We start from the raw sequence: 13,908 nt of genomic DNA on the forward strand, positions 1-13,908 counted from the left end.
CGGGCCACGCGGGTGGGTCAATGCGATCAGGGGATCAGATGTCGAACAGCAGGCGCGATGGGTCTTCCAGCGCGTCCTTCATCGCCACCAGGCCCAGCACGGCTTCGCGGCCGTCGATGATGCGGTGGTCATAGGACATGGCCAGGTAGTTCATCGGGCGGATCACGATCTGGCCGTTCTCAACCACGGCGCGGTCCTTGGTGGCGTGCACGCCCAGGATGGCCGACTGGGGCGGGTTGATGATGGGGGTGGACATCATCGAGCCGAAGGTGCCGCCATTGGAGATGGAGAACGTGCCGCCGGTCATTTCTTCAATGCCCAGCTTGCCTTCAGCGGCCTTCTTGCCGAACTCGGCGATCTTCTTCTCGATGTCGGCAAAGCTCATCTGGTCTGCGTTGCGCAGGATGGGCACCACCAGGCCACGGGGCGAGCCCACGGCGATACCGATGTCGAAGTAGCCGTGGTAGACGATGTCGTTGCCATCGACCGAGGCGTTCAGCACGGGGTACTTCTTCAAGGCGTGCACGGCAGCTTTCACGAAGAAGCTCATAAAGCCGATCTTCACGCCATGTTCCTTGGTGAAGGTGTCCTGGAACTTCTTGCGCATGTCCATCACTGGCGCCATGTTCACTTCGTTGAACGTGGTCAGGATGGCGTTGGTCGATTGCGATTGCAGCAGACGCTCGGCCACGCGGGCGCGCAGACGGCTCATGGGCACGCGCTGCTCAGGACGATCGCCCAGGTCTTCCTTGGCGGCCGGGGCCGACACCTGAGGCAGTGCCTTGGTGGGCACGCCCGTGGGGATGGCGCTTGGAGCAGCCACAGCAGCCTTGGCTGCACCGCCAGCGACGGCGCCGAGCACGTCGCCCTTGGTCACGCGGCCATCCTTGCCGCTGCCAGCCACGGCAGATGCGGACAGGTTGTTCTCAGCCAGCAGTTTGGCAGCAGCGGGCATCGCCACGTCGCCCTTGGAGCCGCCAACAGCCGCTGGTGCGGGGGCAGGAGCCGACGCCGTGGCAGCAGCGGGTGCTGCAGCAGCGGCAGTAGGAGCGGCCGCACCGGCCTTGCCTTCGGTATCGATCTTGGCAATCAGTTGGTCGGCCACCACCGTGGCGCCGTCGCCCTGGATGATTTCTGCCAGCACGCCGGCCGACGGTGCGGGCACTTCGAGCACGACCTTGTCGGTTTCGATTTCGATCAGGATTTCGTCCACGGCCACGGCTTCACCGGCCTTCTTCTTCCAGGTCAGCATGGTGGCTTCGGCCACGGATTCGGACAGCTGGGGGACTTTGACTTCTACGATAGCCATTTTGAATTCTTTCAGTAGGGTTCTGTTCTGTGTTCGGTAGGGGGTGCTGGCCTTACTTGGTCAGGACAAAACCCTTGAGCTTGGCAAACGCGCCATCGACCAGCGCTTTTTGCTGTTCCTGGTGCAGGTGCGAGTAACCCACGGCAGGCGATGCCGAAGCGGCACGGCCGGAGTAGCCCAGCTTCTGACCGTCCAGCATGTTCTCGTGGATGTTGTGCTGGATGAAGAACCAGGCGCCCTGGTTCTGTGGCTCGTCCTGGCACCACACCACGTCGGTGGCGTTGGGGTACTTCTTGAGTTCTGCAGCAAACGCCTTGTGGGGGAAGGGGTAGAGCTGCTCCACGCGGATGATGGCCACGTCGTCGTCTTCACGCTCGGTGCGCTTCTTCACGAGGTCGTAGTACACCTTGCCCGAACAAGCGATCACGCGCTTGACCTTGGCTGCCTTCTTCACGATGGCGTCGTTCTGCTCAGGGATCACCGTCTGGAACGCACCCTTCGTGAACTCGGACAGCGGCGATGTCGCATCCTTGTTACGCAGCAGCGACTTGGGCGTCATGATGATCAACGGCTTGCGCAGATCGCGCACCATCTGGCGGCGCAGCACGTGGAAGATCTGGCTGGCCGTGGTGGGCTGCACCACTTGCATGTTGGCATCGGCCGACAGCTGCATGAAGCGCTCCAGGCGTGCCGAGCTGTGCTCGGGGCCCTGGCCTTCGTAGCCGTGAGGCAGCATCAGCGTGATGCCGTTGACACGGCCCCACTTCACTTCACCCGAGGCGATGAACTGGTCGATCACGACCTGCGCGCCGTTGGCGAAATCGCCGAACTGGGCTTCCCAGATCACCAGCGTGTTGGGGTCGTTCGACGCATAGCCGTACTCGAAGCCCAGCACGGCTTCTTCGGACAGGATGGAGTCGATGACAACGAACGGAGCCTGGTTGTCAGCCACGTTCTGCAGCGGCGTGTAGGTGCCGATGTCCCACTTTTCGCGCTTCTGGTCATGGATGACCGAGTGGCGGTGCGTGAACGTGCCACGGCCGCAGTCTTCGCCCGACAGGCGCACGGGGTAGCCGCTGGCCACCAGCGAAGCAAACGCCATGTGCTCGCCCATGCCCCAATCCACGGGGATCTCGCCACGGCCCATCGCAGCGCGGTCGTCGTACACCTTCTTGACCAGCTGGTGCGGCGTCACGCTTTCGGGGATGGTGGTGATCTTCTCGGCCAAGCGCTTCCATTCGGCCAGGGGGATGGCCGTGTCGCCAGCGTCCGTCCATTTCTTGCCCAGGAAGGGGCTCCAGTCCACGGCGTACTTGCTCTTGAAGTTGGTCAGCACCGGATCGACCGTGTGCTTGCCCGCGTCCATGGCAGCGCGGTAGGCCTTGACCATGTCGTCGCCCAGCGACTCGCCCAGGCCTTGCGCGGCCAGCTTGTCGGCATACAGCTTGCGCGTGCCAGGATGCTGGCCGATCTTCTTGTACATCAGCGGCTGCGTCAGGGCAGGCGTGTCCTGCTCGTTGTGGCCCAGCTTGCGGAAGCAGATGATGTCCACGACCACGTCCTTCTGGAATTCCATGCGGAACTCCAAGGCGAGCTGGGTGGCCAGCACCACGGCTTCAGGATCGTCGCCGTTGACGTGCAGCACGGGCGACTCGACCATCTTCACGATGTCGGTGCAATACAGCGTGGAGCGTGCGTCGCGCGGATCGGAGGTCGTGAAGCCGATCTGGTTGTTGATGATGATGTGCACCGTGCCGCCTGTGGAATAGCCACGGGTCTGGGCCAGCGCCAGGGTTTCCTGGTTCACGCCCTGGCCGGCAAAGGCCGCGTCGCCGTGCACCAGCACGGGCAGCACCTGCTTGCCCTGGGGGTCGGCACGGCGGTCCATGCGGGCGCGCACCGAGCCTTCGACCACGGGGTTCACAATTTCCAGGTGGGAGGGGTTGAACGCCAGCGACAGGTGGACCGGGCCGCCGGGGGTGGTCACATCCGAGCTGAAGCCCTGGTGGTACTTCACGTCGCCCGATGGCAGGTCTTCAGGGGCCGTGTGGTCGAATTCGGCGAACAGGTCCGCAGGCATCTTGCCCAGGGAGTTCACCAGCACGTTCAGGCGGCCGCGGTGGGCCATGCCGATCACGATTTCCTGCACGCCCTTGGCGCCCGCAGACTGGATCAGCTCGTCCATCGCGGCGATGAAGCTTTCGCCCCCTTCAAGGGAGAAACGCTTCTGGCCAACGTACTTGGTGTGCAAGAAACGCTCAAGACCCTCGGCAGCCGTCAGGCGGTCGAGAATCTGCTTTTTCTTTTCCACGCCAAAGCTGGGCTTGCTGCGGATTTTTTCGAGTTTTTCCTGCCACCAGCGCTTCTGATTCTGGTCGGTGGCATACATGTACTCGGCACCGATGGAGCCGCAATACGTTTCGCGCAGGGCATTGATCAGCTCGCGCAGCGGCATCGACTCCTTGCCGAAGAACGTGTTGCTGGTGTTGAACACCACTTCCTGATCAGAATCGCTGAAGCCGTAGAAAGACGGTTCAAGTTCGGGAATCGCGGGCCGCTCGGTGCGCTTGAGCGGATCCAGGTCGGCCCAGCGTTGGCCCACATTGCGGTAAGCGGCGATCAACTGCTGAACTGCGGTGCGCTTGCGGCCCAGCTCAGAGTCCGCGCCAGTGGCAACAACAACCTTGGTGCCGCCCTGCTTCGCGCGCTCTGCAAAGGCATTGATGACGGGCAGGTGGGGGACGTCCTTGGCGTTGCTGCCGTCCACTGCGGGCACATGCTGAAGCGCATCAAAGTACTCGCGCCAGTTGTCTGGCACGCTACCTGGGTTGGCGAGGTAGTTTTCGTACATCTCTTCGACATAGGGCGCATTGCCGCCGAAGAGGTAGGTGTTGCCTTGGTAGGCTTGATAGACGGATGTCGTATCGCTCATATTCCGCTGACCTCCGCTTTCCTTGGGAAAGCATTAGCTGGTTGAGAAACCTTCCGCGACACGGCTGAACCGATTGGCGGATGCGACTGTGGCTGGGGAAGGGCCTTGGTACGGGCGGTATTGTGCCACCGAACAGGCAATCGCCCAACCAAGGGGGCATGCGCATCTCTGCAGGCATGGGCAAGTTGACGCTTTCGGGCCTCGCGTACATTCCGGGTATCCCATTGCTTCGAAGCGACATGACGACACCCAACCACCTCCAAGACAAAGCCTTCCTGCTGCTGCTGATTGCTGTGACCATCGCCTTCGGGGCCATCCTCTGGCAGTTTCACGGCGCCGTCTTTTGGGGCGTCATTCTGGCCATCCTGTTTGCCCCACTGCACCGCAAGCTGCTCAAGCGCATGCCCAAGCGCCCTACCCTGGCGGCTTTGTGCACACTGGGGCTGTGTCTGGTGATCGTGATCCTGCCGATGACGGCCATCACCGTGTCGCTGGTCCAGGAAGCCAGCGTCATCTACGAGCGGGTACGCTCAGGCCAGCTCAATTTCGGGCTGTATCTGCAGCAAGTGATTGCAGCCCTGCCTGCATGGGCCGCTAATCTGCTGGACCGGTTGAATCTCACCAGCATCGGGGAGTTGCAGCAAAAGCTCTCCTCCGTCGCCGTCCAGGCCAGCCAATTCGTGGCGACGCAAGCGCTGAGCATTGGCCAGAACACCCTGGAATTCCTCGTTGGCTTCGGCATCATGCTGTATCTCCTGTTTTTCCTGCTGCGTGATGGCGCGAGCCTGGCGCAGCGAATTGGCCAGGCCACGCCACTGGACGACGCCCACAAACGGCAACTGGTCAGCAAATTCACCACGGTGATCCGCGCCACGGTCAAGGGCAACATTGTGGTGGCCGCCTCCCAAGGCGCGCTGGGCGGCCTGATCTTCTGGGCACTGGGCATTCAGGGCCCCGTCCTCTGGGGCGTGCTGATGGCATTCCTGTCGCTGCTGCCCGCCGTGGGCGCAGGCCTGATCTGGGTGCCCGTCGCCATCTACTTCCTGGCGACCGGAGCCGTGTGGCAAGGCGCCGTGTTGACCGCTTTTGGCATCGGCGTGATTGGACTGGTGGACAACATCCTGCGCCCCATCCTGGTCGGCAAGGACACCAAGATGCCCGACTACATCGTGCTTATCTCCACCCTGGGAGGCATGGGACTTTTCGGCCTGACAGGTTTTGTGATCGGCCCCGTCATCGCTGCGCTGTTCATGGCCAGCTGGGACCTTTTTGCCCCGAGCCACACCGACTCCACGAGCAGCCCGTAACGCAAAACGCTGCCACCTTCGGCGGCGCTTGCAATCAGTCCAGCCGAAAAAACAAAGGCCTCCGCAGGGAGGCCTTTGAAATTGCACACCTTAAAGCGTGCAATGAATTGGTGGTAGGACGTACTGGATTCGAACCAGTGACCAACGGATTAAAAGGCCGAATTTTTTATTGCAAATCAATGTGTTGCGAGCGCGCTACCATTTGAGCTACCCAGCCGCAATAGAACTCACGGGCGCCTGCTGTCCGGCGGTAGCTGTATTGTGCCAACGCCGCCCGGCGCCCTCGGCGCCAGCCAGTGAACCCACAACCCCATAGCCCAGCCCATGGCACTCACCACAGCCACAACAATGATCCCCCAATGTGGGCTGTCCTTTAGCGCCAGATACCAAAACGGCTGACTGGCCATGCCGATGACGCTGGCCCACCGACGAAACTGCAGGCTTCGCGCCTGGGACAGCCAGATCGCCGCCGGGCCCGTGGTGGCGATCACCGCCTGAACAACTTGATCTGAAAGCATCCCGGGATTTTGCATCACTGGATGCAAAAACAGTGCCGCGCCAAGCCATCAGCCGCTGCGGCGTAGGCAAAATCGGACGCATGGCAGCCCAAAACATCGTTGACCTCCCCCCTCACAACCCCGACATGGCAGTGATCCGTCGCCGGGTGACGAACGCATTCCGCGTGCACTGGAAGACGCATCCAGGGACCACCGTGCAGAAACTGGTTCTGACCCAGAAGCAGGCCTATGACCTCGAACTGGCCCAGCGCTACGGTGGCTCCTCGCTGCCCGGCTTCAAGCTCACGAAAGGCAAGTTCTTTGACCGCCCAGTTGAGGTGTCGGCAACGACGGCCGGCGTGCTGGTGGCCCATGACGGCACGGAAATGCTGCTGGCTGACTACGACACTATGCCAGCCTGATCGGCCTTCTGCAGGTGCTTGATTGCGGGGTGCCACTTGCCCGCTGCGATCCTGGCCTGCACGCGATTGCGGTACTGCACTGGCGAAGGAGCTGCACGCGGGCGCCCTTTGTGCCTCATGGAGTTGCAGTGAAAGCACGCTGCAGCGATGTTTGCCGCAGTGTCCCGGCCGCCATCCTGGCGAGCTTCCAGGTGCTCTGCGGTCGCCCGCAGAAGACGGGCCAGGGCCACGGTGAGGTGGTACCGCTCCACAAACTCGGCTTCGCCATCACCGTCCCACATGGGAAGCTGGCAGTAGAAGCAACGGCAGTTTTGAGCTTGGAATGCCTTGCGGCGAAGTGAGGCCAGTTTCTTCATGGCAGGAACAGACTTGGTTGAACAAGCTATTCCCGCCGGTGCATCCGCCTCGGTCGCGGGCGCCGGGCATCAGCTTTAAACCGGCTATGCAGAGCCATCCAGCTTCTGCGGTCGGGGTCGCGGACCCGAACGACCAAATTCTAACGAAAAAGGCCCGCGCAGTGCGGGCCTCTTCAATTTGAAGTGCGCTCAACCAGCATCACGCGGATGGGCACATGCGCCAGCGCGGGGTGACGCGGGGGCGTTCGCGTTTGGCCAGGCGCAGCACGAAGGCCTTGGCCATCACCAGCGCCACGCGCGGTTTCGATGGGGCTTGGCTTTTGGGCAAACCTTCACGGGAGGGCTCCAGCCAGGTGCTGAGGCGAGCCCAGCCACTGCGGGCGGCACTCACGATGAAATCCCGGGTGGAAACGGCTGCCGACATGAAAGCGCCAGCGGCGGCTGCGCAGGCGATGGCAGCAATGGCGAAGAGGCGGTTGGATCGCATGGTGTATCTCCAGAAGGTGATGCCGTGGCTACCGGCGGGGGCCCCTTGCCGTGGCGGGGAATTTCAGGGGGTCCACCGAATGCCCACCTCCAGCTGAAGCCAGATCAGCGCCAATGCGCACTCACCGTCTTCATACTGGATGAACCCGAGCGTGGGCATGAAGAACCACGAGCGCTCGGTATGGCGGGCATAGGGGACCATGATTTACTGGCAGGCCTCGCAGGGGCCCTCGCCTGCCAAATTGCAGGCCTTGACGCTGGCCAGGAAGTCAGCGGCCTCTGCCGTGGGGTGATCCGGGCGCGGCGTGCCGGCCAGGTCTGCAGCGGCATCCGCATCTGTCAGCACCGGGCGGGCCAGCTCGTCGCGCAGGCGGAAACCAAGCAGCGGCCAGATTTCGCGCTCGGCGTTCTCGCGGGCGATGCGCTCACCGATTTCCTTGTTGTAGTTCTCGGGGCTTGCGCAGGCCGACACACCGTGCACAGTGAAGCCGTTGCGCAGGATCAGGACGCAGAAGGTCAGCAGCCCCAGCGGGTTATCAAGAGTCTTGCCAAGGAGTTCGTATGCATCACCAAGCGCCCCGATGCATCCCTGCTTGGCAGTGAAGTAGTGCTCGCTGACGATCTCCGCTTGCAACGCAGCAGGCATCACGCGCGGACCCTTGTCGGCCTTGGCCTGGATCTCGCGCTCCAGGGAGTCGGGGCCGGGGTCCACCACGGGGAGTGCGGTCGGCGCCGGGTCGTAGGTCGCCTCGAAAATATCCCGCTTGCACGGGTAAATCTCGCCCTTCACGCCAGTGATGAGCATGTCGTCGCGGCCCATCTTCATGGTGCCTTCCAGGGTCGGGATCAGGTAGCAGTCGTCGTTCTCATGCGTGATGGCATGGCCGGCATAGGTAAAGGACCACGGCATCCCGTTCACCACATTGCCGCCAGAGGCGATGCCGTGGGCGACAAGTTGGGCAAAGTTGATGGCGGTGATGACGACGGGCTTCTTGCGGAATTGGGTCATGGTGTTCTCAGGGTGTTGACCCGGCAGCCGGCCGGGGCGGGATCACTGGCCAGGCTTCGCGAAGGGTTCGCGCATCACCTGCGTGGCCATCAGCTTTTGGGACCAGCTCCGCATACGCTGCGCGGCAGTCTTCGAATACGGCTCCGAGGGCAGTGGCGTACTCAAGGACGGCGGCGGGGGGAGCTGCAGCGAGTCGGCGGGCACCGTCTGCGTTTTGGTCGCGCAGCCCGTCAGAAACAAGGCGCAGATGGTCAATTTCAGTGCGCAGAAGCGCTTCACGGGTGCGGGCAGCATTGAGGGCTCCTTGGTAGGTCTTGGTGATTGCGCGCTCGTCGGCGCGGGCCTGGGTCACTGCCTCCAGGCGCTCGTTGCTCTGCTCCAGGCGCACATCGGCCACGGCGGCATCCATGCGGGCGTCTTGGAAGACCCAGACACAAGCAGCAGTGGCCAGGGCCACGGCAAGGTGGGTGATGAGAGTGAGGTTCACGGCAGAAGCCCCAGTAACTTGCATATGGCCAGACCAACCACGATGCCCGCCGAGGCCGGCAGGACGATCACGATCAGCGCGTCAATGAAGGCGCCAATCATTTCGACTCACCCTGTACCGAATCAGCGCAGCGCGCCAGCGGAACGTTGCCCAGGCGGTTGTCGGCCCAGCCCACGATGAACATGGGCTTGTTCAGGCTCATGTAGTGCGCACCCTGCTGCGCGTCCACCAGCTTCAAGGTCAGCTCGCAGGCCTTGACGCGGCCGCGCTTGCGCTCCAGCGCCTGGTAGGCGGCCAGAGACTGGGCGCCGATCTGGCCGTCCACCGCCACCAGGGGGAAGTCGGCGCCGCCCCGGCTGAGGTGGTTCAGGCTCTGCTGGAACCAGCGCGCGGAGCGACCGGGCCCAGCGTTCACGCCTGCGTCCACCAGCTTTTCACCCACGGCGGGGGACATGGCGATCACGCGGTGGAAGTTCGGCCGCTCGATGTAGTCCTTGGCATAGAGCTGCTGGGCGAATTCCTTGGGCAGCTCGCGCATGGGGCCGGTGTACCCAGCGTCGCGCGCCACGGCCACCGTCACACCGTGGTTCGTCTCGCCGCCCGGGTCAGCAGGGTTGTTGACGTAGCCGCCCTCGACCGCAAACACTCCCGCCACGATTGCCAGGACTGCGGCCCCGAGGGAAGACCAGACTTTTGCGCGGCTCATTTGTCGGCCCCCAGCTCTGCTGGCTGCGTGGCGCCGCGCTCCAAGTCACGCTTGAGCATCTGCTTGCGCATGCGCTTCATCGGCAGTTCGTGCGCGAGGTAGCCATAAATCTGCACGCCCAGCCATGCTGCCGACAGAACGCCCACGGCGAGGTTCACCACTCCGAGGAATGTGCCCAGCCCAAGGAAGGCGGCCAGCCAGTTGACGATGTTTTTTGCCGTCACGGCCGAGTCAGGGTGCAGGATTTGGTCTTTCATGAGCCCGGATGATTCCGGGCTCCCTCGAAAGCGTCGAACCCTATACGGGGTCCACCTGGCAGCAGATCACGTAACCCGCAAACCAACCCTTGGCTGAGCAGCTCCGGCAAGATGCCTGCCGCGCGTGGAATTCATAGCGAAATCCCCAACTGCCCCGCCATCCATCCTTCTATGGCCGAAATCGCAGCGTCTGCCTGCGTCTGATTGAAGCCAGCTACATGCGCAATCTCCATCGTGCGGTTCGCTGGCGTGCCGGTGGATGCGATACGCAGCAACGCGGTCATCGCAAAGGTCGCCCCGCTGGCGAGCGTTGTCCACGCAACCCGATTGACCCGCATCCTGAGCTGGCTGGATTGATGAGAAAGGGTGACGATCACCCACTGGTTTTTCGCAATGGACTGGGTGATCTGGTGGCTGTCGCCGCCGTAGTTGTACCCACGCAAAGTGACCTGCCCAGAAACGCCGTCATCAGTGACGTACAGGCCGTAGTAGCCATCTGAGTCGGCAATGATTGCGTCAGACTCAAACGCAGAGCCTGTGTAGGGGTTGGCCGAGCTAATCTTCACGCCGACCACGACGACTTTTGTTGTGGTTGTGAAGAAGGTAGAGATGGGGAGAGCGGCTGATCCGTTGTCGGCGCGCATGTTGCTCGCGGATGCCCCCTCAAAAATCAGCGCGCTCAGGCCATTGACCGCCCCCACCTTCAGCTTCGGTGGGAAACCTGTCTCCAGCATCCCGTTCGACGTGTTGAGTTTGTTGCGCGCAGCGTAGACGCTCGCCCCGTCGGCAGTTACAGGCGCCCCTCCCCAAGCATCCAGCAGGTGGTTTGAGTCAGTCCCGTCGATCCACAACGTCCCCCCAGACACGCTGTCAGGCGGAATGCTGTCCGTCCAGATGCTGTCGCGGCGATAGAGCCCAGACTGCCCGGCTTGCAGAAGCATCATGCGTCGTTCTCCGCGCTCGTCGTGACGAACAGGTCAACGCCATGCAGCCGGGAGACGATGGCCAGGGTGTCGGCCGCATCGGCGGCTTTGCGGTACACGCGGAAAAAGATGGTGTCGCCATCGGCCGGGGTGTTTGCAACGGTCATCGCCGCTGTCTCACTCGACACATACAGCCTGTTAGTGGTGCCGCCGGTGTCCGTCACCTCCACGGCGGTCCCGTAGGCCTGGTTGATGGCCTCGTTGTCTCCGACAGCGACAGCCTGAATCCCCCACACACAGCCAAAGTTGACAGTGGTGGCAGCGTGCGACCAGCGGAAGCGCGCGGTGATGGTGCCCCTGTTCCAACGCTTCGGCAGCGGAATGGCAAACTGCGCATGCTGCTGCGTCGTCTGGTTGAAGTTCAACGTCTGCACATCGGGCTGGTTCGCTGCGGTGGCGATGTTGGTGAGCACGCCACTGCCCCCCGAGGCGCTGGGCATCATCGAGCCCGCCATGATGGGGATCATCATCCGACCGGCTGTGTTGCTCGTTTCATCAGTGCCCGGCACCCATTCGGAGCCGTCCCATTTCAGGACTTGCCCGACAACCTCACCATCAGGAAGGGTTGCGCCGCTGCCACCGCCCGGCAAAGAATCACCGGCCGGTAGCTCACGAACCACACCATCCACGACAACGAGAGGCCTGCGCTCTGCCATGTCATTACGCCAGCGTGATCGCCGGGCCGCCTTCGAAGTTCACTTCGGTGGCGCTGAGCGCCACACCGATGCGCTGCACCACATTGCCCGAAGCGCTCGGGATCGTTGCGCCGCCGGTCCCAGCAGTCGTCTGCAAGAACACAGGGCCCGGGGTCTGGCCGGTGACCTGGGTGTTTGTACCCTCGAAGTACACCAGCGCGCTGGCGCCGCTGGAGGCTGCAGCCAACACAAAACCGTGCACCTCCTTGCCTGCGGTGGTCGCGTCAGCCTTGCGCGCCTTGGCGCCCGAGCTGTTCCAGATGTTCACCCAGTCACCAGCGGCCAGGGCCTCACTAGTCGTGATGGACTTCGTGTCGGCGCCGATGCCCACCGGCATCAGGCTGTTGTCGAGTCGGCCGGTGTCATCCAGCGCAACGATGTCGCCAGCGTTTGCGGCGCCAGCCGAGGTCTGTACGCCAAACACCTCGGTGAAGATGCCGTTGATGAAGCGGAGAAATTTCTTTGCGGCCATGGTGGGCTCCTATGCAAGGGTGATGGGTGGTTGAACGTCCACAAGGACAAGCGTGGCGGACAGCGCATGCGCCACCACCTGAGAGAAAGCTGCGCCGCCCGGGAGCGATTGAGTGAGCTGGCCCGAAGTGCCGACGAACACCGGCCCAGGTGTCCACGTCCATCCGACGTGCTCTACAGTGAATGCGGTTTGAACGACTGCTTGATCGCCGGGGCTGTAGGCGTTGGTCAGGAGGCCCAATACAGCCCCAAGGTGCGCGGGGTTGGTGCAGTCGGCCTCCACAAGCAGACCAGAGGCATCCACTGCAACTGCGCTGTGGCCACTCAGCGGCGCGCCGCCGACGGTGATGGTGGTGGTGCCTCCCGCCGGGCCCTGGATGCCCTGAGCGCCCCTGGGGCCCTGCTTGGCCTCCGTGAGGATCTGCACGCGCTCTCGGGTTTCGACCAGAAGCTCCTGCCTGGCCTCCTCAACAAGAACCAGGGTTTCGCGTTCGACCAGAACGTCTGTCACCGGGGCACCTCCGCCGAAACGGAGATCCCGCCCTCCATGAGGCGGTCAACATCGTCAGGGTCGGCCGAATACTGGATCTCCAGCGCCCAGACACCACCCTCCCAGGTGATGCCGGTGGTTTCAGTTGCGCCCACCCAGAAATCGACGGTGCCCGTAGCGCCGCCCAAGACGATCCCCCCGTTCTCGGTGGTGAGTTCCAGAAGCACATCGGGCGAGTCAACCTCAGCACGCACCTGCATCCGCGCAGTGGCGCCCGTCAGATCCACAGGCACGCCACCAGCCTTCCAGGTCCAGCCTGGATCGAACTTGGCGCCCTTGTAGATGATGAGGTTTCGCTTGGCGGGGGTCAGCATGCCCTGCAGTTTTCCGGGCCATGGTGTTTTGGTCGAACCCTATACGGGGTCAGCTCCAGTCGGTGGTGTCGCGCTCGGAGCCATTGAACTGGCCGTTCGCACGCACCTGGTTCCACAGCTGGGTGACCATGTTGCCCAGCATGTCCACCAGCTCCTGGCCCGATGCGCTGTTGAGCTTGGCCTTCTGCAGGTCGTAGTCGCTGGCCAAGGCCGCCTTCACGGCGGTGTCGTGCCGCCGCTTGGCCGTCTCCAGCACCAGGGTCTGAATGCGCGTCTGCTCGGCCAGCGTGAGTTTCTCCAGGCCGGTGATCTGGTCGATCACGGCGTCCTGGTCGGCAATGTGCAGGGCGCGTGCCTGGCGCTTCTTGTTGAACAGGTCAGCCACCTTGCCCGTGATGTCGCGGATCTTGCTCGCCCGGATGCCTGCCGCTGCATTGGCCAGGGCCAGCTTCGCCCCCCGCTCTGCATCCAGGCGGGCCTGGAACGCTGCCGCAATGGCCGCGTCGTGGTTGCGGCCCACGGCCGCGTGCAGCTTCGCCACAGCGCCATGGGCTGCCCCGGGCAGGAACCGATGCCCCCCGGCGGCGGCGGCGGCCATCAGCTCGGCCTGCTGGTCCGCAGCTTCCAGTCGCCCGAAGGCCAGCGCGGTGTCTGCTGCCGCACGGTCAAACGCCTCCACGTAGGTCACGCCCGGCGCGCCCGCCATCAGCGCCCCGCGCGCGGCAGCATCTGCGGCATCCCCTGTTGCGGCCAGCCCCGGAAACAGCCGGTCGAACGCATCCAGCATGTTGTAGGTCAGCGAGGCCACGGCGGCATCCATCAGATCCCCGGGCAGGCCGGGCACCACGATGTCATCGTCTTGCCCAGGCGACAGAGCGCGGTCCAGGGCGTTCCGGCTGCTGGCCAGGCTGGAAGACCAGCGCACGCCCGCCGCGTCTGGCGCGCCCAAGGCGTTGATGGGGGCATCCACGGCCTCGGCGGTGATGCCATTCGCATACTGGTCGGTCGCCGTCGCCAGGTTGGTGATCAGCTCGATGGCCTGCATCACCACGGCAGCGGCCAGGCCCGGCACGAACACGGCCGGGAGGGTCTTGTTGGTATCGACGTTGAAGGGTGGCAGGCTCATG

At 63.3% G+C, this 13,908-nt stretch carries 18 protein-coding genes; 2 read left to right on the top strand and 16 right to left on the bottom strand.

From position 1 onward, the window contains the following. Positions 1 to 34: 34 nt before the first annotated feature. Complete coding sequence (gene odhB, locus AvAM_RS15715; protein ID WP_137747914.1) at positions 35 to 1,309, bottom strand: 2-oxoglutarate dehydrogenase complex dihydrolipoyllysine-residue succinyltransferase; 1,275 nt, start codon at positions 1,307 to 1,309, stop codon at positions 35 to 37. 52 nt (positions 1,310 to 1,361) lie between these two features. Next, positions 1,362 to 4,241: a 2-oxoglutarate dehydrogenase E1 component gene (locus AvAM_RS15720; protein WP_137747915.1), complete on the bottom strand. Its 2,880-nt coding sequence runs from the start codon at positions 4,239 to 4,241 to the stop codon at positions 1,362 to 1,364. A gap of 239 nt (positions 4,242 to 4,480) precedes the next feature. Between AvAM_RS15720 and AvAM_RS15725 the strand changes: the two genes are divergently transcribed. Together AvAM_RS15725 and AvAM_RS15735 are read left to right on the top strand one after the other, a co-directional pair. Next, a complete protein-coding gene (locus AvAM_RS15725; protein WP_137747916.1) occupies positions 4,481 to 5,548 on the top strand; it encodes an AI-2E family transporter in 1,068 nt (355 codons plus the stop codon). A gap of 712 nt (positions 5,549 to 6,260) precedes the next feature. Beyond that, positions 6,261 to 6,467 (top strand): hypothetical protein, encoded by a 207-nt coding sequence (locus AvAM_RS15735; protein WP_137747917.1) that lies wholly within the window; start codon positions 6,261 to 6,263, stop codon positions 6,465 to 6,467. Here the strand turns inward: AvAM_RS15735 and AvAM_RS15740 are convergent. The 14 genes from AvAM_RS15740 to AvAM_RS15795 all read right to left on the bottom strand — a co-directional run bounded on the left by AvAM_RS15740 (position 6,446) and on the right by AvAM_RS15795 (position 13,907). Further along, positions 6,446 to 6,823, bottom strand: a complete 378-nt coding sequence (locus AvAM_RS15740; protein ID WP_137747918.1) for an HNH endonuclease — start codon at positions 6,821 to 6,823, stop codon at positions 6,446 to 6,448. The two genes, AvAM_RS15735 and AvAM_RS15740, sit on opposite strands and share 22 nt — an antisense overlap. A 199-nt stretch (positions 6,824 to 7,022) precedes the next feature. Continuing rightward, positions 7,023 to 7,310, bottom strand: a complete 288-nt coding sequence (locus AvAM_RS15745) for a hypothetical protein (protein ID WP_137747919.1) — start codon at positions 7,308 to 7,310, stop codon at positions 7,023 to 7,025. Between the two features lie 63 nt (positions 7,311 to 7,373). Then, a complete protein-coding gene (locus tag AvAM_RS25700) occupies positions 7,374 to 7,511 on the bottom strand; it encodes a hypothetical protein (RefSeq protein ID WP_171012250.1) in 138 nt (45 codons plus the stop codon). A 3-nt stretch (positions 7,512 to 7,514) separates the two neighbouring features. Then, entirely contained in the window at positions 7,515 to 8,318 is an 804-nt protein-coding gene (locus AvAM_RS15750; RefSeq protein WP_137747920.1) for a Gp49 family protein, read from the bottom strand. A gap of 7 nt (positions 8,319 to 8,325) precedes the next feature. Next, complete coding sequence (locus tag AvAM_RS25810) at positions 8,326 to 8,727, bottom strand: hypothetical protein (protein ID WP_249368165.1); 402 nt, start codon at positions 8,725 to 8,727, stop codon at positions 8,326 to 8,328. Positions 8,728 to 8,902: 175 nt separating this feature from the next. After that, the gene (locus AvAM_RS15760) at positions 8,903 to 9,511 is read right to left on the bottom strand and encodes a glycoside hydrolase family 108 protein (protein WP_137747922.1); all 609 of its coding nucleotides are present in this window, start codon (positions 9,509 to 9,511) and stop codon (positions 8,903 to 8,905) included. Further along, a complete protein-coding gene (locus AvAM_RS15765; RefSeq protein WP_137747923.1) occupies positions 9,508 to 9,768 on the bottom strand; it encodes a hypothetical protein in 261 nt (86 codons plus the stop codon). Before AvAM_RS15765 ends, AvAM_RS15760 begins: the two co-directional genes overlap by 4 nt. A 131-nt stretch (positions 9,769 to 9,899) precedes the next feature. Beyond that, entirely contained in the window at positions 9,900 to 10,712 is an 813-nt protein-coding gene (locus AvAM_RS15770; RefSeq protein WP_137747924.1) for a hypothetical protein, read from the bottom strand. After that, positions 10,709 to 11,221, bottom strand: coding sequence for a hypothetical protein (locus AvAM_RS15775; protein ID WP_137747925.1), 513 nt, complete (start codon positions 11,219 to 11,221; stop codon positions 10,709 to 10,711). The genes AvAM_RS15770 and AvAM_RS15775 overlap by 4 nt, the downstream gene beginning before the upstream one ends. Before the next feature lie 59 nt (positions 11,222 to 11,280). Further along, positions 11,281 to 11,412, bottom strand: a complete 132-nt coding sequence (locus tag AvAM_RS26050) for a hypothetical protein (protein ID WP_283202041.1) — start codon at positions 11,410 to 11,412, stop codon at positions 11,281 to 11,283. Further along, positions 11,412 to 11,918, bottom strand: coding sequence for a hypothetical protein (locus AvAM_RS15780; RefSeq protein WP_137747926.1), 507 nt, complete (start codon positions 11,916 to 11,918; stop codon positions 11,412 to 11,414). Before AvAM_RS15780 ends, AvAM_RS26050 begins: the two co-directional genes overlap by 1 nt. Before the next feature lie 9 nt (positions 11,919 to 11,927). Further along, positions 11,928 to 12,428, bottom strand: a complete 501-nt coding sequence (locus AvAM_RS15785) for a hypothetical protein (protein WP_137747927.1) — start codon at positions 12,426 to 12,428, stop codon at positions 11,928 to 11,930. Then, entirely contained in the window at positions 12,425 to 12,781 is a 357-nt protein-coding gene (locus AvAM_RS15790) for a hypothetical protein (RefSeq protein WP_137747928.1), read from the bottom strand. Before AvAM_RS15790 ends, AvAM_RS15785 begins: the two co-directional genes overlap by 4 nt. 49 nt (positions 12,782 to 12,830) lie before the next feature. Continuing rightward, positions 12,831 to 13,907, bottom strand: a complete 1,077-nt coding sequence (locus tag AvAM_RS15795; protein WP_137747929.1) for a hypothetical protein — start codon at positions 13,905 to 13,907, stop codon at positions 12,831 to 12,833. Between the last annotated feature and the right edge of the window lies 1 nt (position 13,908).

This window comes from Acidovorax sp. NB1 (genome assembly GCF_005405905.1).
Classification (GTDB): Bacteria; Pseudomonadota; Gammaproteobacteria; order Burkholderiales; family Burkholderiaceae_C; genus Acidovorax.

Excerpts from the sequence above, each read along its gene's own strand:
- odhB (WP_137747914.1), bottom strand. The coding sequence starts at position 1,309 with ATGGCTATCGTAGAAGTCAAAGTCCCCCAGCTGTCCGAATCCGTGGCC.
- AvAM_RS15720 (WP_137747915.1), bottom strand. The coding sequence starts at position 4,241 with ATGAGCGATACGACATCCGTCTATCAAGCCTACCAAGGCAACACCTAC.
- AvAM_RS15725 (WP_137747916.1), top strand. The coding sequence starts at position 4,481 with ATGACGACACCCAACCACCTCCAAGACAAAGCCTTCCTGCTGCTGCTG.
- AvAM_RS15740 (WP_137747918.1), bottom strand. The coding sequence starts at position 6,823 with ATGAAGAAACTGGCCTCACTTCGCCGCAAGGCATTCCAAGCTCAAAAC.
- AvAM_RS15745 (WP_137747919.1), bottom strand. The coding sequence starts at position 7,310 with ATGCGATCCAACCGCCTCTTCGCCATTGCTGCCATCGCCTGCGCAGCC.
- AvAM_RS25700 (WP_171012250.1), bottom strand. The coding sequence starts at position 7,511 with ATGGTCCCCTATGCCCGCCATACCGAGCGCTCGTGGTTCTTCATGCCC.
- AvAM_RS15750 (WP_137747920.1), bottom strand. The coding sequence starts at position 8,318 with ATGACCCAATTCCGCAAGAAGCCCGTCGTCATCACCGCCATCAACTTT.
- AvAM_RS25810 (WP_249368165.1), bottom strand. The coding sequence starts at position 8,727 with ATGGATGCCGCCGTGGCCGATGTGCGCCTGGAGCAGAGCAACGAGCGC.
- AvAM_RS15760 (WP_137747922.1), bottom strand. The coding sequence starts at position 9,511 with ATGAGCCGCGCAAAAGTCTGGTCTTCCCTCGGGGCCGCAGTCCTGGCA.
- AvAM_RS15765 (WP_137747923.1), bottom strand. The coding sequence starts at position 9,768 with ATGAAAGACCAAATCCTGCACCCTGACTCGGCCGTGACGGCAAAAAAC.
- AvAM_RS15770 (WP_137747924.1), bottom strand. The coding sequence starts at position 10,712 with ATGATGCTTCTGCAAGCCGGGCAGTCTGGGCTCTATCGCCGCGACAGC.
- AvAM_RS15775 (WP_137747925.1), bottom strand. The coding sequence starts at position 11,221 with ATGATGATCCCCATCATGGCGGGCTCGATGATGCCCAGCGCCTCGGGG.
- AvAM_RS26050 (WP_283202041.1), bottom strand. The coding sequence starts at position 11,412 with ATGACATGGCAGAGCGCAGGCCTCTCGTTGTCGTGGATGGTGTGGTTC.
- AvAM_RS15780 (WP_137747926.1), bottom strand. The coding sequence starts at position 11,918 with ATGGCCGCAAAGAAATTTCTCCGCTTCATCAACGGCATCTTCACCGAG.
- AvAM_RS15790 (WP_137747928.1), bottom strand. The coding sequence starts at position 12,781 with ATGCTGACCCCCGCCAAGCGAAACCTCATCATCTACAAGGGCGCCAAG.
- AvAM_RS15795 (WP_137747929.1), bottom strand. The coding sequence starts at position 13,907 with ATGAGCCTGCCACCCTTCAACGTCGATACCAACAAGACCCTCCCGGCC.